General features: G+C 38.4%; 19 protein-coding genes and 1 tRNA gene. 5 read left to right on the forward strand and 15 right to left on the reverse strand.

Translation table 11 applies throughout. From position 1 onward, the window contains the following. Nucleotides 1-172: 172 nt before the first annotated feature. The 9 genes from G7081_RS00495 to sfsA all read right to left on the reverse strand — a co-directional run bounded on the left by G7081_RS00495 (nt 173) and on the right by sfsA (nt 7,983). Complete coding sequence (locus G7081_RS00495) at nt 173-1,567, reverse strand: ABC transporter ATP-binding protein (RefSeq protein ID WP_166006399.1); 1,395 nt, start codon at nt 1,565-1,567, stop codon at nt 173-175. 9 nt (nt 1,568-1,576) lie between these two features. Next, nucleotides 1,577-2,257, reverse strand: coding sequence for an energy-coupling factor transporter transmembrane component T (locus G7081_RS00500; protein ID WP_166006401.1), 681 nt, complete (start codon nt 2,255-2,257; stop codon nt 1,577-1,579). Then, on the reverse strand, nt 2,254-2,838 hold the full coding sequence (locus G7081_RS00505; RefSeq protein WP_166006403.1) for an MptD family putative ECF transporter S component: 585 nt from the start codon (nt 2,836-2,838) through the stop codon (nt 2,254-2,256). The genes G7081_RS00500 and G7081_RS00505 overlap by 4 nt, the downstream gene beginning before the upstream one ends. Nucleotides 2,839-2,943: 105 nt before the next feature. Next, nucleotides 2,944-3,846, reverse strand: coding sequence for an N-acetylglucosamine kinase (locus tag G7081_RS00510; RefSeq protein ID WP_166006405.1), 903 nt, complete (start codon nt 3,844-3,846; stop codon nt 2,944-2,946). A gap of 151 nt (nt 3,847-3,997) precedes the next feature. After that, nucleotides 3,998-4,570: a TetR/AcrR family transcriptional regulator gene (locus tag G7081_RS00515; RefSeq protein WP_166006407.1), complete on the reverse strand. Its 573-nt coding sequence runs from the start codon at nt 4,568-4,570 to the stop codon at nt 3,998-4,000. Between the two features lie 198 nt (nt 4,571-4,768). Further along, nucleotides 4,769-4,842 (reverse strand) — tRNA-Arg (locus G7081_RS00520). Nucleotides 4,843-4,897: 55 nt separating this feature from the next. Further along, nucleotides 4,898-6,187 carry a DEAD/DEAH box helicase gene (locus G7081_RS00525; protein ID WP_166006409.1) on the reverse strand — a complete coding sequence of 430 codons (1,290 nt, stop codon included), beginning with the start codon at nt 6,185-6,187 and terminating at the stop codon, nt 4,898-4,900. Between the two features lie 53 nt (nt 6,188-6,240). Further along, nucleotides 6,241-7,242: a Gfo/Idh/MocA family protein gene (locus tag G7081_RS00530; protein ID WP_166008351.1), complete on the reverse strand. Its 1,002-nt coding sequence runs from the start codon at nt 7,240-7,242 to the stop codon at nt 6,241-6,243. A 12-nt stretch (nt 7,243-7,254) separates the two neighbouring features. Further along, a complete protein-coding gene (gene sfsA / locus G7081_RS00535) occupies nt 7,255-7,983 on the reverse strand; it encodes a DNA/RNA nuclease SfsA (protein WP_166008352.1) in 729 nt (242 codons plus the stop codon). A gap of 174 nt (nt 7,984-8,157) precedes the next feature. On the opposite strand from sfsA, the gene G7081_RS00540 reads away from it, so the two are divergent. Further along, nucleotides 8,158-8,520 (forward strand): DUF4828 domain-containing protein, encoded by a 363-nt coding sequence (locus G7081_RS00540; RefSeq protein WP_166006411.1) that lies wholly within the window; start codon nt 8,158-8,160, stop codon nt 8,518-8,520. A 27-nt stretch (nt 8,521-8,547) separates the two neighbouring features. On the opposite strand, the gene G7081_RS00545 is transcribed toward G7081_RS00540, so the two are convergent. After that, a complete protein-coding gene (locus tag G7081_RS00545) occupies nt 8,548-9,726 on the reverse strand; it encodes an MFS transporter (RefSeq protein WP_166006413.1) in 1,179 nt (392 codons plus the stop codon). Nucleotides 9,727-9,928: 202 nt separating this feature from the next. On the opposite strand from G7081_RS00545, the gene G7081_RS00550 reads away from it, so the two are divergent. After that, nucleotides 9,929-10,951 carry a serine hydrolase domain-containing protein gene (locus G7081_RS00550; protein ID WP_166006415.1) on the forward strand — a complete coding sequence of 341 codons (1,023 nt, stop codon included), beginning with the start codon at nt 9,929-9,931 and terminating at the stop codon, nt 10,949-10,951. A 45-nt stretch (nt 10,952-10,996) separates the two neighbouring features. After that, entirely contained in the window at nt 10,997-11,971 is a 975-nt protein-coding gene (manA, locus tag G7081_RS00555; RefSeq protein WP_166006417.1) for a mannose-6-phosphate isomerase, class I, read from the forward strand. A gap of 37 nt (nt 11,972-12,008) precedes the next feature. Here manA and G7081_RS00560 read toward each other — a convergent pair whose 3' ends face one another. Then, on the reverse strand, nt 12,009-14,081 hold the full coding sequence (locus G7081_RS00560; protein WP_166006419.1) for a KUP/HAK/KT family potassium transporter: 2,073 nt from the start codon (nt 14,079-14,081) through the stop codon (nt 12,009-12,011). Between the two features lie 390 nt (nt 14,082-14,471). On the opposite strand from G7081_RS00560, the gene G7081_RS00565 reads away from it, so the two are divergent. Then, nucleotides 14,472-17,102: a YfhO family protein gene (locus G7081_RS00565; RefSeq protein ID WP_166006420.1), complete on the forward strand. Its 2,631-nt coding sequence runs from the start codon at nt 14,472-14,474 to the stop codon at nt 17,100-17,102. 19 nt (nt 17,103-17,121) lie between these two features. Here the strand turns inward: G7081_RS00565 and G7081_RS00570 are convergent, their stop codons facing one another. From G7081_RS00570 to mprF, 4 genes are all read right to left on the reverse strand, one after another. Next, on the reverse strand, nt 17,122-17,871 hold the full coding sequence (locus G7081_RS00570) for an ABC transporter permease (protein WP_166006422.1): 750 nt from the start codon (nt 17,869-17,871) through the stop codon (nt 17,122-17,124). A gap of 1 nt (nt 17,872) precedes the next feature. Continuing rightward, entirely contained in the window at nt 17,873-18,637 is a 765-nt protein-coding gene (locus G7081_RS00575) for an ABC transporter ATP-binding protein (RefSeq protein WP_166006424.1), read from the reverse strand. After that, nucleotides 18,621-19,568, reverse strand: coding sequence for an ABC transporter substrate-binding protein (locus G7081_RS00580; protein WP_166006426.1), 948 nt, complete (start codon nt 19,566-19,568; stop codon nt 18,621-18,623). Before G7081_RS00580 ends, G7081_RS00575 begins: the two co-directional genes overlap by 17 nt. Nucleotides 19,569-19,651: 83 nt before the next feature. After that, nucleotides 19,652-22,243, reverse strand: a complete 2,592-nt coding sequence (gene mprF, locus G7081_RS00585; protein ID WP_166006428.1) for a bifunctional lysylphosphatidylglycerol flippase/synthetase MprF — start codon at nt 22,241-22,243, stop codon at nt 19,652-19,654. A 174-nt stretch (nt 22,244-22,417) separates the two neighbouring features. Here mprF and proC point away from each other — a divergent pair, with 174 nt between their 5' ends. Continuing rightward, nucleotides 22,418-23,230, forward strand: a complete 813-nt coding sequence (proC, locus tag G7081_RS00590) for a pyrroline-5-carboxylate reductase (protein WP_166006430.1) — start codon at nt 22,418-22,420, stop codon at nt 23,228-23,230. Nucleotides 23,231-23,241: the final 11 nt, after the last annotated feature.

Below are 23,241 nucleotides of genomic sequence, written 5' to 3' on the forward strand. Positions count from 1 at the left end.
CAATATTCCAAAAATAGCCATAACTAATTCCTTACCACTTTTCATTCCCAACAGGTTCAAACTCTTGAACGTCTGCTTGGAACACCGTACCATCATAATCTTTAAATAGCTCTTCAATTGTTAACTCTTCTTTTTTAGAATCTGTCATTTCATGACCTCCCTGAATTTTTATTTAAACTATCTTCCCGTTCTCCAACCTTACTACCGCCGCACCTAGAGCTTGGATAAATTCCCAGTCGTGACTGACAACGAGTAATGTTTTCCCTTGTTGAGCTAGCGTCTGTAGACTCTTAACCACACTCATCATGTGGCGGTAGTCTAAGCCACTGGTTGGCTCATCTAAGATCACTAACTCCTTATCAGCTAAATAACTACTAGCAATCGCTAACCGCTGTTGTTGTCCACCAGATAAAGTTAAAGGGTGTTGGGTTAGCACATGGTCTAAAGAAAAGTCGATTGCCACCTGTACTCGTTCTTCCTTAGAAGCTGGTGACAACGCTAATTCTTTTTCTGTTGTCTCACCTAATAGTTGTAAGTGAGCTTCTTGTAAAACCAAATATGTTTCACCACGTCGTTGACGTCGACTAGCAACTTTATCTTTTTGATAAAAAGTTCCCTTAGCTCCACGTTCTAAACCAGCTACTGTTTTTAAAAGCGTGCTCTTACCGGCACCATTGTCTCCCACTAAACAGGTGATTTGGCCTGCAGATAAATGAAACTCAGCTAAACTTAACGCCGTCACAGGACCTGGATAGGTGACTTGCAGTTCTTTCCCTACTAAATAATCTTCAGCACTTCCACTTACTTGAACATGCTCTTTAGCTAATTCATCAGCGTGTAAAACACGCATACCTAGCTCACGACGTTCAGCTAACGAACGGGCTGAAAAGACTTGATAACTTTCATCCATCTTAACTTGACCATCATCTAAAACAATCACACGGTCGACCAACTCTGACAAATACATAAAGCGGTGATCCGCCACGACAATCGTCATCCCTTGTTCTTTTAACTCCCCAAGAACTTGGCTAATCCGTTTTGTCGCTTTTTCATCTAAGTTACTTGTTGGTTCATCTAACAGCAACACCTGTGGTCGTTGCATATAAGCCGCCGCTAAAGCCACTAACTGTTGTTGCCCACTAGATAAGGTTGCCATCTCTTTATCTAATAACGACTCAATCCCAAATAACTGACTGACTTCGCCTAGTGAGGCTGTGATTTCTTCTTTTGGTAACTGTAAGTTCTCACATACAAAGACTAACTCATCTCTGACCACTGATGTGAAAAACTGAGTCCGAGGATTTTGAAAGACTGACCCGACTTCACTTACCCACGCATCTTGCGTTGTCTCATCCATGACTTGTTGATTGATTTTCAACTCGCCCTCAAAAATCAGACTGTCATCGTAATGGACTAAGCCATTTAAACAATTTAACAAGCTGGTTTTACCTGAACCACTTTGACCAGTCAGTAAGACAAACTCCCCTTTAGGAATCGGCATGACAAGTGGTTCTAATAATGATTGACCTGTCTCTGTCGACAAGTTTTTAAGATTCAACTGAATCATGACACCCTCCTAAAAGACTAACACCAAACAAGCCACAACCATGACAACTGTATCTATCATGCGCCACTGATTCGGTTGATAATAATGACGCTCCCCTTCAATTTTCAAACCACGGGTATAGGCTGACTTGGCTAAATCATCAGCACTCTTTAAGGCGGTATTTAAAATCGGCAAAGCGTACAAACCTGGATTAAACCGTTTGGCTACTGGCAATGAGCGCCAGCGCAAACGAAACATTTTGATAACTTTTTTATATTCTTCAGCAAAGTGTGGGATAAAGCGCAACATCGTCACGAAGGGAATCGCCACTCGTCGTGAGATATGCAGCTGATCAAAGGCTTGGAACAGCTCAGAGGTAGTACTACTGTGGACTAACACCCCACCGGCTAATAACCCTGGATACATCCGCATCCCACCATAAGCAAAGGCAGCAAAACGTTCTACTAATAGATGACCTGACAATAACGTTGGCAAGAAGCTAATCAGCGCCAGCACGACATACAGCGTCCCGTAAATTTTAACTGAGTGATAACGACGATTGGCCGCTAACAGTCCCAGTAGACCCACCACAAAAACTAACTCTTTAACTTGGCGGTGTGCCAAATGCTGACCGAAGAATAATAAGAGACTCGCTAGTAAGACTAATCCTAACTTACAGCGCACATCTAGTTTAATAACGGCTGATCTCATTTAGCGTTAAAATGTTTAGCCACGTATTTTTGTCCCAGATAACCACTGATTAAAGCACAGACTAAAGTGGCAATGATCCCGTAAACCATGAAAGTCGGTGTGGCATATTTAAAGACTTGATCCACATACGCTTGGTCTTTGCCTTTTTCTAACAACTGCGCCACATATTGGTTTTGCATAAAGACTAAAGGTAAGATTGGACCAAAGACCCCAAAACTGAAAATCACATAAGCTATTAGCTCTTTGACTAAGGTTACTGGGCTTGTTTTTGTCACTAATAAATCCGCTAAGAACCCAAATAAGAAAGCTGGCACAAATGCTAAGGGGAAATAGCCACCTACCATAAAGAAAACACCCATCACTGAACTCATAATCGTGATAGCTCCTAATTTAGGCACACGCTGATGTAATAAGAAATAAATTGGGCTAACAACTACCGCTACTGCTGCTGGTAAAAAGAAGTGACCACCACTCGGGAATAAAACCATTGTGGCAAACGTAACTAACCCTACTACTATAAAATATAAAGCTGAAAAAGAACCAATTGTAATTAAGTCCTTTACATTTAATTTTTTAGACATCTGAAAAACCTCCATCATCTTTTTTACTACCTGTCTATTCTATCACAAAGGCATAGTCCGGTCGCTCAAAAGAGTCCAAAAAAAACACTCTCTTTTGAGAGTGTTTTATTTATTTAAACTTTCAACATACCAGTAGTACGCCCCTTTAGAAATTTTACTATCAGGGAAAGCTAAACCAATGGCGACACCTAGTTCTTGGATTTTTTCAATGAAAGCTTGTAAGAAGGTTTCGTTATTGACGATAATACCGCCGTTTAACCCTAGGAAGATTTCTTCATAGGTATAAGTCATTTCATAAAAGGTCATATACTCTTCCGCAAAGATTTGGGCCTCACGGCTAACAATATCTTGGGCGATTGGTTCATCATCTGGATGATCAATCAAAACTTGGGTGATTGAGGCAATCTCAGGTTTGGTTAAGTCACGGACAATTCCTGGTAAGGTTTTAATATCCTCACATTTCAGATGTGCTAAGACCGCTTGTGATAATTCTGAAGGTTCTAAGTTTAGGTCGTATTCAGTTAAGCAGTTTTTCGCTAAGGCTAAACCTAGTCGATAACCACTTCCTTCATCACCTAAAAGTGGTCCCCAACCACCATAACTGGCCCACTTATTTCCTTGTTTACTAATGATCACTGAACCTGTGCCGGCGATAATCAACTCACCATCTCGCCCTTTTAGAATCGCGTAGTGAGCTAACTCACCGTCACCAGTTAGTACAATTTTATCAGCGAACTCAGCTTGGAGTTTTTCTAAAATAATCGCTTCTTCATTACTAGCATTTAAACCCGCTGCTCCAATTAAAATCAGCTCACATTTTTCTGAGGGATCGTGCTGTGATTTTACTGTTTTAATGCCCTCAATAATTCGAACTAAGGCTCCGTCCATATCTTCAATAAAGTTCCCCGCACCGACTGTAATTGTCGCTTGTTCTTCCTCAGTTTCAACATTGTATGATGTGACTTCTGTTTTTGTACCACCTGCATCTACCCCAATAACATAACTCATCTTACTGCCCCTTTCAGTCGTCTGTCTATACCATTAGTTTACCTTTGATAGGCTGGAAATACAAACAAACACCCCGAATTAAATTCAATTATTTGAACTTAACTCGAGGTGTTATACTATTTCCCAAATAGGCTTCATAGCTATCATTATCCTAGGAAACAAAAAGCGCATCTAATTTGTGTGACTTAGCATTTTCAGTAATACGTTGCAGGAACTCACGGATGGCTTCATCATCAGGGTGAATCATTTGGCCTGCTCGCAAGGAGCCGATGCCTGTTGAGGCAATCCAAACTTGGGTACAAATAATCTCTTTCATCTCATCTGTTTGGTCTGAATAATTTGGATCTTGGTTAATTAACTCCATAAAATATTTACTGCTATACGCTCTAATCCATTCTTTTCCTTGGTGGTTTTCTAAAAATAAAGTTCTAAACAAAACAGGCTCTTCTACCGCTAAATGAATGTAATTTAACTGGGCATCTAAGAAAGGGTGATTTGTTAATTTTGGCATAAAAATCTTCTTGTCCAAATAACTTTTGATTTGTTTGCAAACTTCACCTTTCAACTCATCCATATTTTTAAACTCAAGATAAATGGGTTGGGTTGAACAGTTCATCCTAAAAGCAATATTACGTGCGGTAAAACCGGAAAAACCTTCTGTTCTAACAATTTCATACGTAGCACTGAGAATCTGATCTCTCGTTATTGTTTTTCTTCTTGCCATTATACATCCCTCTTTCATCAGGTTTAGCGTTATCGACTGACGATTGACTTTGGGCGAACATTTGACTGAGTGCGGTTAGTTGCATAAGCTTCTTATCAATATACCGTTATTGTAGCATGACTTTTCCGTTCAAAATAGGGTGTATATTAAAATATACTAATATTTACTCAGTAAACTCCCACTTAATGGTCAAAAATATGTTCCTGACTGGAATTGAACCAGCGACCTATCGCTTAGGAGGCGATTGCTCTATCCGACTGAGCTACAGAAACCTAACTTGATTTTAGCACATCTAAGACAACAGAAAAACCACCGCTTAGGCGATGGTTATTTTTTCTTCTTAACTTTTTTTGATTTTTTCTTTTTATCTTTAATTTTAGCTTTTTTCTTTTTCACCACAATGTGTTCTGATTTAAACAACGGATCAGTCGTTTGTGGTTTACCAGTTTTTTTAGTCACTGGTTTATCAGTCGTTTCTTTTTCTAAATGACCGGCTTCAACAAGTGGCAAGATTTTTTGTGAGTGGGCAATCATTTCAGTCACATCCCAGTCTTTTTGACGAACTAATTTTTTTAGTTCAACTAATTCAAAATCACTAACCATGGATAAGACCATACCATCTTGTCCCATCCGACCTGTTCGTCCTGAACGGTGAACATAGTTTTCTAAACGGTAAGGCACGTCATAGTGAATGACATATGGCAAGGCATCAAAATCTAAACCTCGAGCACCTAAATCAGTGGTTAATAGTAAGTTAACTTTATTTTCAGCAAAGGCTGATAAGGCCATCTTACGCTCCATTTTATTTTGGTCAGATGCTAATGTGACATTGGGCACGCCATTAAACGCTAGCTTATCCGCCACAAAGCCCATCTCTTGTACTTCGTTAAAGAAGATAATCCCTTTAAAGCCATCGACATTTGAAAGTTTTCTTAACAACTCCACTCGTTTACGAGGTTGCACGCGGAAGAATCCGTGAGTTACTTCACCAGCTGATTGATCTTCATTGGTCACGTCTAAGATTTTTAAATCAGACTTCCCTAGTTGCGATAACTTTTGATCAATATCAACAGCCGTCGCTGAGACTGCCACAAGCTGAATCTGCTTATCGACAGCTTTCATAATGTGGTTTGTCGCGTTTAGTTCACTGACTTCTACTAATTGATCGACTTCATCTAAAACTAAGGTGTTTAGCAGATGTGCTTTCACTTTTTTAATCTTGATTAATTCCCAAATACGTCCCGGAGTTCCCACTAGGATTTCCGGTTTGTTTTTTAGTTTCTCCACTTGGCGCTTCACGTTCGCGCCACCAATTAAGGATTCACTTTTCAAACCGATTAGGCCGGCCCATTCTTTTGTTACGTTAGCCACTTGAACGGCTAGTTCTTGTGAGGGTAATAAAATCAATAATTGATTGCCTTCCCCTGATTTGATTTTTGTTAGTAACGGCCATAAGTAAGCTAAGGTTTTACCTGACCCCGTTGGTGAGACACCGACCATGCTTTCGCCTGCTTGTAAGGGGGCAAATAATTCTTTTTGAATAAGGGAAGCCTCATCGTAGCCCATCTTATCCCAATTTGCTTGCCATTCAGTTGGCAATTGTTCTTTAAACGTCATCTTGTTTCCTCAATTCTCTTAGTTGCCTTTCGGCTCAATAGTCTTACTTTACCTTAAAACGAGTCCGTTGGGAACTTGATTCCAGCTTCTTGACGCATTTGTTCCATTAACTCATGAACGATGGCCCCAATTTCTAACCAATCGTTGTATGAAGTTTGTAAGGCTTCTGATGTTGGATTTTCAATCACATCAGCAAAATCAGTAGCTTCTTCTACCATTGGATTTTCAAGGCGTGTCGCTGGTACATTACGCAATTCTTGTGTTTTTAAATCTAAAACATTAATTGTTTCAATACTATTTACAGCATCTAAATGGATAGTTTCTTTTTGTGTGTAAATTTCTGATGGTAAATCACTGTTGGCGATTTTACCCGTTTGCATTGTCACATCGAAGTTAGGATAACGTAAGATGATTGTGCCTTTACCGTCGACACCTGTGGTAATCTTTTGGGCAAAGTAATGATAGCTAGTTGGACGACCGAACCAGGCAATCGCTGCGTACATCACATAAACACCTAAGTCCATTAAGGCACCACCGGCAAATTTTGGCGAGAAGATATTTGGTTCTTCGCCTGCTAAGACTAAATCATAACGTGATGAGTATTTCATAAAGTTTAAGTTAGCTCCTAGCAGTTCACTAGCATCTGGCAATAACTCTGTCACTTTACGGAAGCTGTCTTCATGGATATTACGCGCTGCTTCAAAGATAAATAACTTTTGCTCTTTGGCAAGAGCAACCAGTTCTTGCCACTCTGTTAATTTAGTCACCGCTGGTTTTTCAACGATGACATGTTTACCTGCTAATAAGGCTGCTTTACTTTGTTCAAAGTGCAAGCTATTTGGTGAGGCAATGTAGATAACATCAACATCTCCACTTGTCATAAATTCATTTAAGTCTGTGCTAACTGTTGTGACACCAAAGTCAGCCCCAAATTCTTTAGCTGTTTCTTCACGACGTGAATAAACACGTGTTAATTGGTAGCGTTTTGTTTCCTCAGCCGCTTCCACAAATTGTTTCGTAATCCAGTTTGTTCCAATAATCCCTAATTTCAACATCATCAATTCCCCCTATTTAGTTTCTTTAAATTCGATCGCTAAATCGAATGCTATTTCTTCTTTTAACTCAATTGTGTCAGCTGTTACCTGACAGTTGTAAACCAAGACTTGTGTCCCTGCTGTCATCGCTGCTTGAAGTGCCGCACTGAGTTCTGGTTGGCGTTCGGTATGAACGGTACCCTTACTGACAGACTCTAACTGAGCAATGAACAAGACATAGGTTTGATAGCCTTCCTTTTGTAAAGCCGCCAATTCTTTAACATGTTTCAAAGCACGTAAACTTGGGGCATCCGGAAAAGCACCGATGCCATTCGCTTCCAACGTCATTCCTTTAACTTCAACAATCGCCGTTTGACCTGTTGCAGTTTCCACCACAACATCAAAGCGCGACGAACCAAAGGTAACTTCTCGTTTAACCTCTGTAATTGGGCCAACTAATCCAGGTAAGCTAATTGCGCCACTAGCGATACCTTCAGCTGCTAATTGATTAGGAACTTGGCTGTCAATATTGACCCATGTGCCATTTTTATTAGCAGCAATTAAATCATAGTCTGTTTTACGAGTGGCAGATCCTTGATAAGAAATAGCTACCTCTGCACCAGGGAAAAGCAACTCTTTACAACGACCAGTATTCTTGACATGGACCCGTTCTGGTTCCTCTTGATTCGGTAATGTGACTTGGGCAATAAAACGATTATCTCGTTGTAAAAGTGGTACTGTTTCAACTTTTGGATACTCCACCATTGGCAATCAAACCCTTCTTCTCTAGTCCACTTTATTATACACTATTTCCAAGACCGAAGCTTTTATTTGAACTTGTCTAAAAAACTCCGAAAAAGAAGGCTTAAAGTTGCAAAAAAGACGCGAGAGTTTTACACTTAAGGTACATAAAATGAGAGAAAGGTTGGCTTAGTAATGGTAAGAAAACAAGATTCTAAAAATATGTCCTTGACTGATTTAGTTTTAACCAAATTACCTTTTCTTAAAAAGAAACAAACAAAGCAAGGGCCTTCTGAAAAAATAATTAAAAAACAATACGTAGGACGTTGGTACGTCTTTGACCGTACCAAATCAATTCAGCATTCATTAGAAATTAAACCAGACTTTTCAATGCTCTTAGATAACGGCCACTATCAGTTTACTCTCATTACCTTAACTGAAGAAAAATTAGTCTTGCGTGATCGCCTTGGCTACTTTATTACGATTACTTGTAAAGACCAGCAGCCCGTTTCACTATTTGATGAGGCTGAGAATAAAACCTATGATTTAGAAAAATAAAAAGCCTCCCAAATGGGAAGGCTTTTTTTAGACTGAAATATTTTCTGGTTTCGGTGCTTTCCAGATTAATGTTAATGAAAAACTGATTAATAAGATAATCGTTACCACGATTGATGGGTAACTTGTTTTAATATCCATCAAGGTACCGGCTAAGATTGGACCAGCAATGTTACCAACACTTGTTAGGGCTGAGTTAACACCGTTGACTGTCCCTTGGTTGTTACCTGCTTGTTTCGTTAAGAAGGTTGTAACCGCTGGACGCAACAAGTCAAAGGCTAAGAAAATAACAAAGGTACAAACCGCTACACTCCAGAAACCTTTAGCCGCTAACATAATGAAGACGAAAGCTGCACTGAAGAATAGACAAATACGAATGACACCGATTTCGCCTAGTTTCTTGACCATACCATCGAAGAAAACTAGCTGAGCAATCAAGGCTAAGACCCCACTACCAACCATAATAACAGCGATGTCTAATTCATTAAAACCATACACACGAACGACATAGACACTGTATAAACTTTCAAAGGCAGCTAAACCAAAAGCATTAATTAAAATGATTAAGAACGGAAACATTAAGTTCTTTGAGAAAATAATTGAGCGAATGCTGACTTTCTCTTTTGCTTGTTCTGCTTGTTCTGCTGTTCTTTCTGGTTCTTTCAATAAGAAGAAGGCAAATAAACAGCCGACTAATCCTAAAACGAAAGCCGCAAAGAATGGCAAACGTGATGAGTAGTGTCCGAAGAAACCACCGATACCAGGGCCAATGATGAAACCACCACTAATAGCTCCTGACACCCAACCCATTGCTTTGGGACGTTCCTCTAAAGAAGTCATGTCCGCCACAAAGGCCATCACTGATGGGAAAATCAAGGCGGCACCTAGTCCACCTAGCAAACGTGAAATATATAATAGACTCACCGTTTGTCCCAAACCAAATAAAAGTTCTGACACAGCAAAAACAAACATCCCTACAACAATCATGCGTTTACGACCGTATAAATCTGAAAAACGACCAGCGATTGGCGAACAGACTAACTGCGCCGCAGCATAGGCCGCAGTTAAATAACCCATCGTTGTCATTGTCAGCCCCATCTCTTGTTGGATGGCTGGCGTAACAGGGACGACTAACCCAATCCCTAGAAATACTATAAATAAATTGGCTACTACAATTAGTAACATGCGTTTAGTTTCTTTATCTTGCATCTTATCACTCCTTTACGAATTCAAATAACTGATCTCTACTAACAAAAAACTAGTTATTTCCACTTCTCTTTATCTTAGCTTATTGTGCTTTTTTTGACTAGCAAAAAATCTATCTTTTTTTAAACAAACTGAAAGTTTGTTTCTTATATTAATCGCATTATATTCTGCTATACTAAAGAAAACAATCTAGAAAGGAGTTTTTATGTATCCGCAAACGCAAAAACATATCGTAAAAATGATGGCAGAACAAGTCATGCCAGGGGCTAATGTTGGTTTTATCAAAGATGGCGAACGTGTCATCACGACCCTTGGTCACGCTCAAATCATCCCTACTTGCGAACCACTGACACCATCCCATCTCTATGATGTGGCTTCTCTAACAAAAGTGATTGGCACCACCACCCTAATCTTACAATTATGGGAAGATGGCAAACTGGATATTTCAAAACCCCTACATGATTATTATCCAGCTTTTGAAAATCAAGATATCACGATATTAGAATTACTGACTCACACCTCAGATGTTCAAGCTTATATTGAAAATCGTGACCAATTGTCGGCTGAAGAATTAAAGGCGGCTTTATTGCGTTTAAAACCAGGTTCAGAACAAGGACATAAAGTCGCCTACACTGATACAGGCTCGCTACTTTTAGGTTTCTATTTGGAAGAAGTTTATCAAAAACCGATTCAAACATTGATAACTGAAAGAGTTTTAAAACCACTGGCAATGAGTCACAGTACCTTTAAGCCTAACTCTGAACATGCTATCGCGCCGACAGAAAACCACCCGACTCGTGGCGTGATTAAAGGACAAGTCCACGACCCGAAAGCTTTCAAGTTAAAAGAAAACTGTGGTAGTGCTGGTTTATTTAGCACGATAGATGACTGTTTACTATTTGCTGAAACGCTTTTAAACAATGGGACAGCTCCTGATGGCCATCAACTATTAAAACCTGACACCGTCGAGCGTTTAATCAGCGATTGGACAACTAACACCTCTCACCCACGTTCTTTAGGATGGGATTTATTACCCGGCCGCACTGCTAATTCACCGTTATTGTTCCATACTGGCTATACTGGCACCTTTATGATCATCGATGTGTCTCAGCAAGAAGCCTTTGTCTTTTTATCCAATCGCGTCCACCCCGTGGACCATCGTCAAGCCTACATTGACGAACGAAATAAATTACTAGAAATCTACTTGTCAGAAAAGAAGAATTCCTAAGTTTCTGCTATAATAAACAAGATTAATCCATTGGAGGTAATAACTATGACACAACCACTATTCTTAACTCCCGTCTTCCAAGAAAAAATCTGGGGCGGTAAAAAATTAGCAACAAACTTTGACTACCAATTACCAAGTGACAAAACTGGCGAATGTTGGGCCATCAGTGCTCATCCAAACGGCACATGTACCATTGAAAATGGTCCCTTCAAAGGCCAAACGTTAGACCAATTATGGACGAACCAACCTGAATTATTCGGCAATCCCGAAGGACCTGTTTTCCCTTTACTAACAAAAATTTTAGATGCAGATGATGACTTATCAGTCCAAGTTCACCCTGATGACGCTTACGGTATGGAGCATGAGGGCGAATTAGGAAAAACTGAATGTTGGTACATTATCGATGCAGATGAAGGCGCTGAAATCATTTATGGTCACCACGCTAAAACTCGTGAAGAGTTAGAAAGCATGATTAAAGATGGTAACTGGGATGACTTGTTACGCCGCATTAAAGTTAAAAAAGGCGAATTCTACTTCGTGCCAAGTGGTACAATTCACGCAATCGGTGCTGGTATCATGATTTTAGAAACCCAACAAAGTAGTGACACGACTTACCGTGTTTATGATTACGATCGTTTAGGTGATGATGGTCAACCGCGTGAGTTGCACATTCAACAATCTGTTGATGTTTCAATGGTGCCACACGTTGATCCAACTTCTGCGATTAAAGAAACATTAATTGGTAAATCAAAAATCATTGAGTATGTTCGGACACCTTTCTTCAACGTTTATGAATGGCAAGTAAATGGCATGATAGATTTCAAACAAGCTGCTCCTTATACATTGGTTAGCGTGATTGATGGTGCTGGGAATTTAGTTATTACTGATGAAGAAACTGGCGAAACTAACACTTTCGAAATTGCAAAAGGCACACACTTTATCCTACCGAATCAAATTAAAGCATGGCACTTAGAAGGCGAATTACAAATTCTCGCTTCTGAACCAGGCTCTGAACTATAAAAAAAGCAACTGACTTTTGTCAGCTGCTTTTTTTATTTTAAACTTCAGTTAGTTCTCCTTGATCCTCATCATCATCTGAATCAGATAAGAAGTCATGAACTTGAATTTGATTTAATTGATCACATTTCAAATGCATTTTGTGACCAGCAATGCTCATCGGTACTTTTTCAGTTACCACATCACTAAATTGTAAACCAAACCAACGAGCTGGCGATGTTGCCACTGATTTAATGGCTAACTTCGCTTGCATGATCATCCGGTCGAAGCCTGATAAGTCTGATTTGCGTGATAGTTCACTGCGAATTAAGACGAAGCAGAAATCGCCGACTTCACGGCCTGGATAAATGGTATATTTCTGAGGTTGTTTCGCTAATTTACCTTCTTCCATTAAATCGTAGACAATCCGGCGTAAGTATAAGTTAACATCTTGGTTGACACGGAAACCTAAACGTAATTGCACATTGACAATGTGGTCAGTATCCATCATATCAACATGATACTCTTTCGTGTAAGGTTCATCCGTCACTACAACGTTAACGAACCAATAAACTTTGGCACGTTTGGGTTTTTTATCTAAAATTGAGTACATAATCTCGCGACCAATTTTATGACCTTTCAAATTATCTGTTAAGAAGACAGCATTTGTTTGATATAACGGAATGCTTTCATCATGACTTAAGGCGCTTAATTGATCTGTGTAATCATATAAAGACACGCGTTCTGATAAACGCTCTTGGATAATTGAGCCTTTTTCCCAAATGAACATAATCGCTAGGATCGCTAAAGCAATTAAGACTGCCACAAAACCACCGTGGAAGAATTTAGTCGCACTAGAAATAAAGAAGATGGTTTCAATCGTTCCAAAGAATAAGAAAATGCTATAAGCAATAATTCGCGGAACACGACGTTGCAATAAGTAGAACAATAATAAAACTGTTGTCATCAACATTGTCACAGTAATCGCTAAACCATAAGCTGCTTCCATCTTCGCTGATGTTCTAAAACCTAAAACAACCATGATACAAGTGACTAGTAACATTGAGTTCACCGCAGGAATATAAAGTTGTCCTTTGTGATCCGTTGGGTAAATAATTCTAAATCTAGGTAATAATCTTAACTTAACTGCTTCTGATACTAATGTGTATGAGCCTGAAATTAATGCTTGTGAGGCAATCACTGCGGCAATTGTCGCAAATACTACCCCAAAGACTGATAAACTCGGTGGCATCATGCGGAAGAATGGGTTTAACATTTCCACACTTTGGTAATACGCATCATCTTTTACTGATAGAATCCAGGCTGCTTGACCGAAGTAATTTAAAATCAAACAAATTTTAATATATGGCCAACTACCTAAAATATTTTTACGACCAACATGTCCCATGTCAGAATACAATGCTTCTGCACCTGTCGTCGCAAGGAAAACACTTCCTAAAATAAATAAGCCGGCTTTGTTTTCAGGACTGAATAATAATTGAATCGCATAATAAGGGTTTAAGGCTCTTAACACGCCTGGGTTATCCATAAAGTTATAGAAACCAATGGCACCTAAGAAAGTAAACCAACCTAACATTGCTGGACCAAAGGCTTTCCCAACTTTTTCTGTTCCGAAACGTTGGATCATAAATAAAACGATAATAATGGTTATTGTAATGCCAATAATAATGTTTTGATTATTGCCAAAAACATCGTAGAAGGCTGGAATCCCACGCAACCCTTCAATAGCTGTGGTGATTGTCACGGCTGGTGTTAAAATCCCATCAGCTAGCAAAGCCGCACCACCAATCATCGCTGGGATGATTAAATAACGACTATATTTTCTAACTAAGGTATAAAGTGAGAAAATCCCACCCTCACCATGGTTGTCCGCACGCAAGGCAATCAAGACATACTTAACCGTTGTTAACAGTGTCAATGTCCAAACAATCAATGAGACCGCTCCGACAATAAAGTTTTCTGACACTTGGGCTAGTCCGCCATTACCTTCAATAATAGCTTTCATTACATATAATGGACTTGTACCAATATCTCCATAAACAACTCCCATGGCTACTAAAGCGCCACCTAGTTTAAACTTATCTAAACGACGATCTTTCTTTTCTAAACTCATCTTCTTTCCTCCTAACACTCTCCAAAATCTCCTGTATGTGTAACGAATGAGGCGTCCCTCTTCCATAATTTGAAAAACTTTTTATCACGCTCAACTTTTTTTGATATCTCCCTTTAAAATAATCGCTGTATCTTTTGGCACTAAAGGGATTGACACTTTTCTATTTTATGTCATTTTTGAACCGATGAAGCATATTATATGCCTTTAAAACTAAAAGTCAATCAAGATTTTCAACTTTTTTCTGAAAAAAACTTCTGGTCTTTTTTTACTAAATTTGTCATCATAAAAACTTATTTAAAAGCGGTCATTTTTAACCTCTATTTTTTATCTTTTCACCCTAGTCTGTGTTAAAATAAAGCCTACATACACGATGATTAGGAGCTACCTTTTATGAAAGAAAAATTAAAGCGTGTTTTAAAAACACCTTATCCATACTTAGCATTTTTTATTCCCGTTATTATCATGGCAATCAAATATGCCACCCTTGGTATTTATTGGGGCAGTGATCGGACCTTATTAGCCAGCGATGCTTTTTCACAATTTTCAAATTTCCACGCTAGTTTTAATAACGTCTTAAAAGGGGACCAAAGTATTTTTTACACTTGGAACTCTTCCCTCGGTCTCAACTATTGGGCTTTGATTGCCTACTATTTAGGGGGGATTTTCACGCCGTTGGTTTTCTTCTTTAAAAACAATCAAATTCCAGATGTGATTTACTTATTAACCTTATTAAAAATTGGTTTAGCCGGCTTAAGCTTTTGGGTCTTTTCGAAGCGTACCTACAAACTGCAATCATTTACTCATGTAGCCTTAGCCGTTAGCTATGCTTTAATGTCTTATGTGACGGTTCATGCTGAATTAATCATGTGGTTGGACGCCTTTATATACTTACCACTTGTCTTTTTAGGCTTACAGCGTTTAATGGAAGAAAAAAAACCTTTACTTCTATTTATTAGTTACTTTTTGCTATTTGTATCTAACTTCTATTTTGGATTCATGATCGGCGTTCTGTCCTTCCTTTATTACTTCGCTAAAACAATTGGACAATGGGAGCGTTACAAAAAAACGATTCCTCATTATTTGATTACCTCATTATTAGCAGGTGGGGCTTCAATGGTCATGATTTTACCAACAGTTTTTGATTTACAAGCTAATGGAGAAGGGTTAAACCCTCTCCTAATGAAAAAAACCGAAGCAACTGGTCTCTTCGATTTCTTTATTAAAAATATGATTGGGGTCTACGACACAACTAAATATGGCTCAATTCCATTTATTTATATTGGTTTAATCCCACTTGTTTTCTGTCTTTTCTATTTCTTATCGAATCGTTTCCCACTGAAACAAAAACTTTTATACGGCGGTATCTTTGCTTTTATTACCGCTAGTTTCTACTTTGAGCCGCTAAACTTATTCTGGCATGGTTTCCACTTCCCTAATATGTTTTTATTCAGATATAGTTTTGCTTTTTCATTCTTAGTGATTGTTTTAGCCGGCTATGGCATGGAAGCATTCACTAAAAAAGAAGCCCCAAAATTAATTGCGCTGAGCCTTAGCTTGATGGGGATTTTCGCGATTGTCTTCGCCTTTAATCATACTGGCCAATACGAGTATTTAAAATGGCAAAACTTAGCTTTCACCTTAATCTTTTTAGTCCTTTACCTAGCTGGACTACTTTATTACTTACGTATTCGTAACGTCTTTGGAAAAGTGGCACCTGTCTATATGAGACGGTTTGCCTTTGTCTTGTTACTATTAATGTCTTTAGAAGCTAGTGTCAATACGCACTTTATTTTAAATGGCGTGAAAAAAGATTGGAACTATCCATCACGTAGTTTATATAGCGGACCTTACAAAGACTATAAAGAGGCAGTGGATCATTCTAAAAAAGAAGATAACGACTTCTTCTACCGCATGGAATCGCTAGACTCTGTTTCAGCCAACGACAGCATTAACTATGGCTATCATGGTCTAAGTCAGTTTTCATCTATCCGCAATACAAATAGTGCCCAATTGTTAAATAAACTTGGTTTCCGTTCTCGCGGTGCCAATGCTAATACTCGCTATGAAAATAACACCTTGATGATGGATTCTCTCTTTGGTATTAAATATAACTTATCAAAAAATCCCCCTCAAAAAGATGGCTTTACTGAAAGTTATCGCAATGACACTTACAAAGTTAACAAAAATGAACACGCCCTTGGTCTAGGCGTTTTAGCTCCAAACTCATTAGCCGATTTAACACTAAAAGATAACAATGTTCTTGGTAATCAAACAGACTTTATCAACAGCTTAACTGGTAAAACAGATTTATTCTATACGCAATCTACACCAAAAGTGGTTGAGTCGAATAATGTGGAACAGCAAAAAAATGACAAAGGGAATATTATTACTTACCAAGAAAAAGAAGGTAATATTGGCAAGAAAATTACTTTCTCTGTTACTGTTCCTGCTGGTCGTCAAGCTTACTTAAGGCTGCAGCCAACTGACTTTAATCAAATTAAGTCCTCAACAGCTGAAGTTAGTATTAACGGCTTACGACATAAGACCCAGTTAAAAAATAATGGTGAATTTTACAACCTAGGAAATTACTTAGTCGCTACGGAAATCACCTTTACATTAGAATTGTACGGAACACCTGCTGTTAGTCTATTTGAACCAACGGTAATTTTCTTAAACTTAGACAATTACCACTCAGCCATGAAGCAACTTGCTGAAAAACGTGTTGACTTTACAGTGACTGGTCGGAAAGCGACTGCTGAGGTCAACCTGGAAAAAGATCAACTTTTAATGACAACGATTCCCTATGATAAAGGTTGGACAGCCTATGTCGATGGTAAAAAAACTAAAACAACTGATTTAGATGATGCTTTACTAACATTACCGCTGAAAGCTGGTAGCCATCAAATCAAACTTGTCTTTTTACCCCAAGGTTTCTTAATTGGGTTTAGTTTATTCATTATCTGTTTTATTTTGTTCAGTCTGTATCTCTACATTTTAAGAAAACAAAAAAATAAGCCATAGGAGCAGTTGCTCATGTGGCTTATTTCCATTTCAAGAATCGGTAAGCAATTAAATCAATCAATAAGAATAAAATAAAACCAATTGTACTCAAGACCAAAATCGCTCCGTACATTGCTGGATAATCCATTCTTAACCAATAATCCATAATCAAATGTCCCATCCCAAATTTCGTTCCATAGTTTTCAGCGAAGAATAAGACACTAATCGCTGTCCCTAAAGAAATTCGGCTTGTACTTAACATCGCACTTAAACTAGCTGGGAAGGTAATCATCGTAAACTTTTTCCACGGTGTAATTTGTAACCCTTCATAAACATCATATAGATGTTCCGGAATTTCCAAGATAGCATCACGAACGGATAAGACAATTTGTGGGAATAAAATCAAAATGACTAAAATGATTTTCGAAGTTTCACCTAAACCAAATAGCAACATGATCATTGGTAACAGCGCTAGTTTAGGGATAGGATAAGTTAAATAAATAATGGGATCTAAAATTTGATTGGCTTTTTTCGAGCGTCCCATTAAAATTCCTAGTCCCCCACCCAAAATTAGAGCAACTGCTAATCCAATAAAGATGCGACGCAAGCTCACTAAGATGTGCCAACCTAATTGATCTTTGAACAAGTTAGGTAAGTTTTGATAGACTACTACAGGACTTGGTAAACTTGGCATATTTAACGCTAAACTAATTAACCACCAAAGTAGATGTAAAATAATAATACCTAGTAATACGCCAACTAAGCGTTCTTTCATTTTCTTTTCTGCCATCTTAGTTTAACTCCTTTCTCAAAGAGTGAACCATTTGATAGAAATCTGGTTTCTCACGTAAAGTAGTTAAATCTTGATTGGCATCAAACAAGGGATTGTCAATGACTTTGGTAATTGTTCCCGGTTGTCCTGCCATCACAATAATTTTTTGACCCATCAGAATGGCTTCATCCACATCGTGAGTGATAAATAATGTCGTTCTAACTTTTTTCTGCCATGTTCTTAAAAATAACTGTTGCGCTTGTTCGCGACTGAAAGCATCTAATGCTGAGAATGGCTCATCTAATAATAAGAAGTCACTATCTGTTGCCAAACCACGAGCAATCGACACACGCTGTTGTTGCCCACCACTCATTTGATTAGGGAACTTATCTTGAATGGCAGTAATCGCCATATCTTCAAACAGCTGACTAACAATTGTATCATCAGTTTCTGACCAAGCTTTTTTCTTTTGGCTAATCTTTCTAGCAGCTCGCACCGCTTGACCAGCTGTTTGCCACGGCAATAAACCATAGTTTTGAGGAACAATCCCTATCATGTGTTGCTCTGGTTGAAAAGTAATGTCACCAATCATCATTGTGCCTGCTGATAACGGTAGCAAGCCGCTAATCAATTTTAGAAGAGTTGTTTTTCCGGTACCTGACTGCCCGACAATCGTATAGATTGTCCCTTCCTCAAAAGACGCATTAATCTCAGCCAAAATTGGTTTGCCGCCAATTTCAACTGAGATTTTTTGTAAGTCTAAATTTTTATTTAACAAAGTCATTGTTCATAACATCTTTAGCAGTGATTTCTTTTGTTAACAATCCCTTTTCGATTGTCCACTCAAGGGCAGACGTCACATCTGCTTCTTTAACTGCTTCGATTTCACCAAAGTCAGGTACTTCGATTAAATCTTTCATATCTTCTGGGAAACCAACATCTTTAATGAAAAGATCCATAAATTCTGAACGATCATTTTCTTTAATATATGCTGAAGCTTCATTGTAAGCTGTCATCATACCTTTAATCGCATCATCATTTTTTTCGATAAATTTAGTATCAAAGATAATCGCGAAAGGATTAAAACCTAAGTCTTTTGTTGTTTGCACAACGTGCATGCCTTTAGCTTTACCAATTGTAACGAATGGTTCAGGTAAAATCGCTCCAGCTGTTTGACCTGCCCCTAAACGTTCTAAACGAGCTGGTACTGGTGGAATATTTTCAACTTTGATGTCAGCCATTGTCATATTAACATCTTTTAACATCATATCCATAGCGTAAGCTGTTCCTGTTAATTCTGCGAAATCAACGCTTTTACCTTTTAAATCAGAAACTGTTTTTACAGATTCATCAGCACTAACTAAATCAAATTCATCATACGGTGCAGCTACTGTTTTAACGTCCATATCCCCTTGTTTGTATAAAGCTAACCCAACTAAATCAGAAATCACGCCATCGACTTCGCCAGCTTGGAAAGCAGCATCACGATCTGGTCCACTTTTAAATACTTCAAGTTCAATATTGATTCCTGCTTTTTTATCCATCTCAGCTTTATGAGCCATTAAAAATGGAATGTTATCAGTTGATGGCATCACGCCTAAACGAACTGTTTTAATTTCTTTAGCAACGTCTTCTTTCTTTTCTCCAGGTGCACAAGCGACTAAAACTGTTGCAGCTAAGCCAACTGTTAGTAAGCTTAATAATGTTTTTTTCATTACTTATCCCTCTTTCATGATCCACATATTTTTACATTTTTCATTTTACACCAACGAACTGAGAAAACAATTTATTTGCTCACTTATTCATTTGTATAAAACTCCTTGATAGGACTGTTTTTTCGCCCACTATTTCTAACAACTAAACGATACGTTTGTGCAATTAAAAACAAGCTGTTTGTTGATTTCTGGAACGACAAGTAACGTGGTTGCCATTCCGATGCATAGTTTTCTTTAAATTGATGGGTATCTTTGAAGCTTGCTTGAGGATTACTGTAGGTATACAACATGTTGATTAACCGTTCTTTAAAGAACGACGATTTTGCTTCGCCCACTTTTACCAGTGGCGATAGCCCCAGCGATACTCCTGATAATTGATCAGACTTTGCTTGTTGGATTAAGTGTGTCATTAAGAAGTGATCAATGCCATCTGGCACATCATCACGATAACGCATCAAACTATAACCAACCTCTGTCTTGTTTTGAGGTAAGGTTTCACTAATAAAACCAACTAATTTATTTTCACCATCGAAGACTAGACCGACATTGCTTTGAGAAACCATCTCCCGATTAAAACGTCCGAAAGAAAAATAGCGCTCTTCATGACCTGCTAACCATTCAGCTGAGATTTCTTCTAGTTGTCCCATCAAATCATCAGATAATGGTTTTTTAACTGTTTCAAAGCGATAACCCGACTCTAGCATACCCACCATTTGATCGGCTTCTTGCCAATCATTGATCGTTGTTTCCGGTAGATCCGATAACTTAACGAAACCTTTTTCTCCCACTTTCATAAAGTCATAGCCCAAGTCGTGAAGAATTAAGGCATAACGATCGGTAATGCCGTAGAAGACCAAACGGAAACCTAAGTAATCAGCTTTTTCCATCATCTTTTGACTGGCTTCAACAATCAATGCTTCCGCTCCAATCGGATCACCTAAAACAAAATAATAACTACCTTTTCGCTCAAAGTTGAACATCACACCTGCTTCTGCAATTGGTTGATAGTAAAATTGTTGTTTATCACCTAAGCTAAACAAATGACTGTAATCATTGCTGCCATATTGCGTAATAAATTGAGACACTTTATCAGCTTGATATGCTTCACCAAGCTCTTCGTCACCACCTAAATAATCATATAAAATGGCAATTGTCGCGGCTGCTAATAACAGACCGGCAAACCCTTGGATCCAAACGGTTTCTGATGGAAATAACAAGAAATTAGCTGGCGTCTTACCATGACCAATCTTTTCACTCGCATAATAGCCGACGATTGAATACAGAATAAACAAGCCACCGTATAAGGCACCATCAACTGCTAAGGATTCCCAACTGAAAACTAATTGTTTCCGGTAAAATTCTTTTCTCGCTAAGAATAAACAAGCCACTAAGAAGGCATAAAAAATTAGCAACTGCCACGAGAAGGTTCTTGAAATGGTATTGAAAATACAGAATGCCAACACCAACATCGTTGGGAAGTAAGCTTTCTTCACGCGATTTGAGACTCCACGAGCTAAACCTAATAGTAAGAAACCAACCAACATATTTAAGCTTTGATCTAAAAAGTTAAAAGAGAAGGGAAGTAACTTTTGGAAAATCTGACTAATATTTGATAAGTTGGGAATCGTTGATAATAAAATCATCATAATCCCAGCAAAATATACCATGCCAACTAATATTAAGTGGGCTGCTTTTTGGGTGATTAATTTGGGAATCCCATCAAAGAATTCATTTACTTTCGATCCCATTTGATGAACGAAACTATAGACACCTGTTAAGAATGGCACTAAGTAATAGAAAATACGATAGTACAGTAACCAGGCCACTGCTAGTTCTTTTGAAACTCCAACTGTCCCAAGACCGACAATCATGATGACATCAAAGGTCCCCATCCCACCTGGCACCATTGAAATCATCCCAATAAAGGTTGCAGCGATAAACAATGGGTAGACGGTAAAGCTTGATACTTCTACTCCTAATAATTGACCAATCAACAAGAAGCTAATTAAAGCCCCTAACCATTGGCCTAATGATCCTAAAAATAGTTTGATAATACGTTTCGTTGTAAAGTCTTTAAATAATTTTTGCTGATTTAAATAAATAAAACCGATGATGGCTGGCGCAAACAAACTTCCGCCTAGCAACCATACCCAGTAATTTCTGAATGGATTGGTCGTTCTGAACAAATAAATATCAACGACCGTAATTAAACATAAGAACGATAACCCTGTTAACATAAACAATGCTACTTTTGAAACAGTCGCAATGGTTTTCTTAGAACTCACGCCATCCCCTCCGTAAAAACGGGCACGTAATGTGGCACCAATAACCCCACCAAAACCAGCTAAGTTGTTCAGCGTATTAGTTGTCCACGCTGATGTTAGTAAGTGTTTACGCGGTAACCGTTTTTTACCGTTTGCTGCTAAAATTTCAACGGTAACCCAGTCATAGGTCATCATTGGCAAGACCGCTACTAAACCAGTCACCACCATTAATAATAAGCGTTTTTTCGGCTGAGAAAACAAGATTGTTTGGAGTTCACTCCAGGTCATCCCTTGCAGGATGCCAGTCATTTGATTCACAACAAATAACAGAATTGAGAATAAAAACAAAGCTTTTAACATGCCACTATATTTCTTTAAGACAGCCAAAAGCTGTTTCAATTTATCTAACATATTTACTGCACTTCCTTGTTTTGAGACTAGCTGAATCATCAGCTCAAATTTTATAATCGTTATTTATATGTTAGCTTATTCTTCTATATAATACCAGTACGGCTCACCCACTTTGCAGTTTCAAACTTTTCAAGGTAAGATAAGATTATTAAAAACAAGAAAAGAGGGCTTCTTATGAAAATTGGGTTTATTGGAGCAGGTAACATGGCTCAAGCGATTATTAAAGGACTTGTAGCGTCAGAGACTGTTACTGGAGATGCTATTTATTTAACAACTAGCACTGTCGAACATAGTCAAGAAGTGGCTGGTCAATTAGGTGTACACGCTTTAGCCTCTAACGAGGAACTAGCTAAGACCGTTGATTATTTAATCTTAGCAGTCAAACCTGGTGTTATTCCAACTGTGCTAACTGACTTGTCAGCCATCTTATCAACAAAAGATCTGCCCATCATTTCGATTGCTGCTGGGCTAACATTAGCCGATTTAGCAAACTTAGTTCCAACCAATCCTCAACAAAAATTCATTCGTGTGATGCCTAATATGAATGTGACTGTCCGCATGGGTGTTTCAGCGATTACTGCAAATACGTTTGTCGAAGAACAAGAAACTTTCACTGCTCAAACTATTTTCGATGCTGTTGGTTCAACCTATTTAATTGCCGAAAAAGACTTCCGTAACTTCACCTCATTGGCAGGTTGTTCACCAGCTTATACTTACTTATTTATCGATGCCATGTCACGAGCTGGTGTTAAAAACGGCTTACCAAAAGCATTAGCCACTAAAATTGCGACGGAAGCTGTGATGGGAAGCGCCGCCTTACTTTCTGCGACAGAAGATGAGACGCCATGGGATTTAATTGATAAAGTTTGCTCACCTGGCGGAACGACCGTTGCTGGTTTAGTTTCTTTAGAAGAAGACGCTTTTACTGCAACTGTTATTCGTGCTCTTGATGCTACCATCAAACGTGATGAAGAAATGACAAAATAAAAAAGACTCCT

Origin of the sequence: Vagococcus coleopterorum (genome assembly GCF_011303955.1) — a bacterium.
GTDB lineage: Bacteria > Bacillota > Bacilli > Lactobacillales > Vagococcaceae > Vagococcus_D > Vagococcus_D coleopterorum.

What these genes read in the sequence shown, in the direction of transcription:
- proC (WP_166006430.1), top strand. Translation starts at nt 22,418, where the DNA reads ATGAAAATTGGGTTTATTGGAGCAGGTAACATGGCTCAAGCGATTATT.
- G7081_RS00500 (WP_166006401.1), bottom strand. Translation starts at nt 2,257, where the DNA reads ATGAGATCAGCCGTTATTAAACTAGATGTGCGCTGTAAGTTAGGATTA.
- G7081_RS00565 (WP_166006420.1), top strand. Translation starts at nt 14,472, where the DNA reads ATGAAAGAAAAATTAAAGCGTGTTTTAAAAACACCTTATCCATACTTA.
- mprF (WP_166006428.1), bottom strand. Translation starts at nt 22,243, where the DNA reads ATGTTAGATAAATTGAAACAGCTTTTGGCTGTCTTAAAGAAATATAGT.
- G7081_RS00525 (WP_166006409.1), bottom strand. Translation starts at nt 6,187, where the DNA reads ATGACGTTTAAAGAACAATTGCCAACTGAATGGCAAGCAAATTGGGAT.
- G7081_RS00545 (WP_166006413.1), bottom strand. Translation starts at nt 9,726, where the DNA reads ATGCAAGATAAAGAAACTAAACGCATGTTACTAATTGTAGTAGCCAAT.
- G7081_RS00495 (WP_166006399.1), bottom strand. Translation starts at nt 1,567, where the DNA reads ATGATTCAGTTGAATCTTAAAAACTTGTCGACAGAGACAGGTCAATCA.
- G7081_RS00530 (WP_166008351.1), bottom strand. Translation starts at nt 7,242, where the DNA reads ATGTTGAAATTAGGGATTATTGGAACAAACTGGATTACGAAACAATTT.
- G7081_RS00510 (WP_166006405.1), bottom strand. Translation starts at nt 3,846, where the DNA reads ATGAGTTATGTTATTGGGGTAGATGCAGGTGGTACAAAAACAGAAGTC.
- G7081_RS00505 (WP_166006403.1), bottom strand. Translation starts at nt 2,838, where the DNA reads ATGTCTAAAAAATTAAATGTAAAGGACTTAATTACAATTGGTTCTTTT.
- G7081_RS00540 (WP_166006411.1), top strand. Translation starts at nt 8,158, where the DNA reads ATGGTAAGAAAACAAGATTCTAAAAATATGTCCTTGACTGATTTAGTT.
- G7081_RS00580 (WP_166006426.1), bottom strand. Translation starts at nt 19,568, where the DNA reads ATGAAAAAAACATTATTAAGCTTACTAACAGTTGGCTTAGCTGCAACA.
- G7081_RS00515 (WP_166006407.1), bottom strand. Translation starts at nt 4,570, where the DNA reads ATGGCAAGAAGAAAAACAATAACGAGAGATCAGATTCTCAGTGCTACG.
- manA (WP_166006417.1), top strand. Translation starts at nt 10,997, where the DNA reads ATGACACAACCACTATTCTTAACTCCCGTCTTCCAAGAAAAAATCTGG.
- G7081_RS00560 (WP_166006419.1), bottom strand. Translation starts at nt 14,081, where the DNA reads ATGAGTTTAGAAAAGAAAGATCGTCGTTTAGATAAGTTTAAACTAGGT.
- G7081_RS00575 (WP_166006424.1), bottom strand. Translation starts at nt 18,637, where the DNA reads ATGACTTTGTTAAATAAAAATTTAGACTTACAAAAAATCTCAGTTGAA.
- G7081_RS00550 (WP_166006415.1), top strand. Translation starts at nt 9,929, where the DNA reads ATGTATCCGCAAACGCAAAAACATATCGTAAAAATGATGGCAGAACAA.
- G7081_RS00570 (WP_166006422.1), bottom strand. Translation starts at nt 17,871, where the DNA reads ATGGCAGAAAAGAAAATGAAAGAACGCTTAGTTGGCGTATTACTAGGT.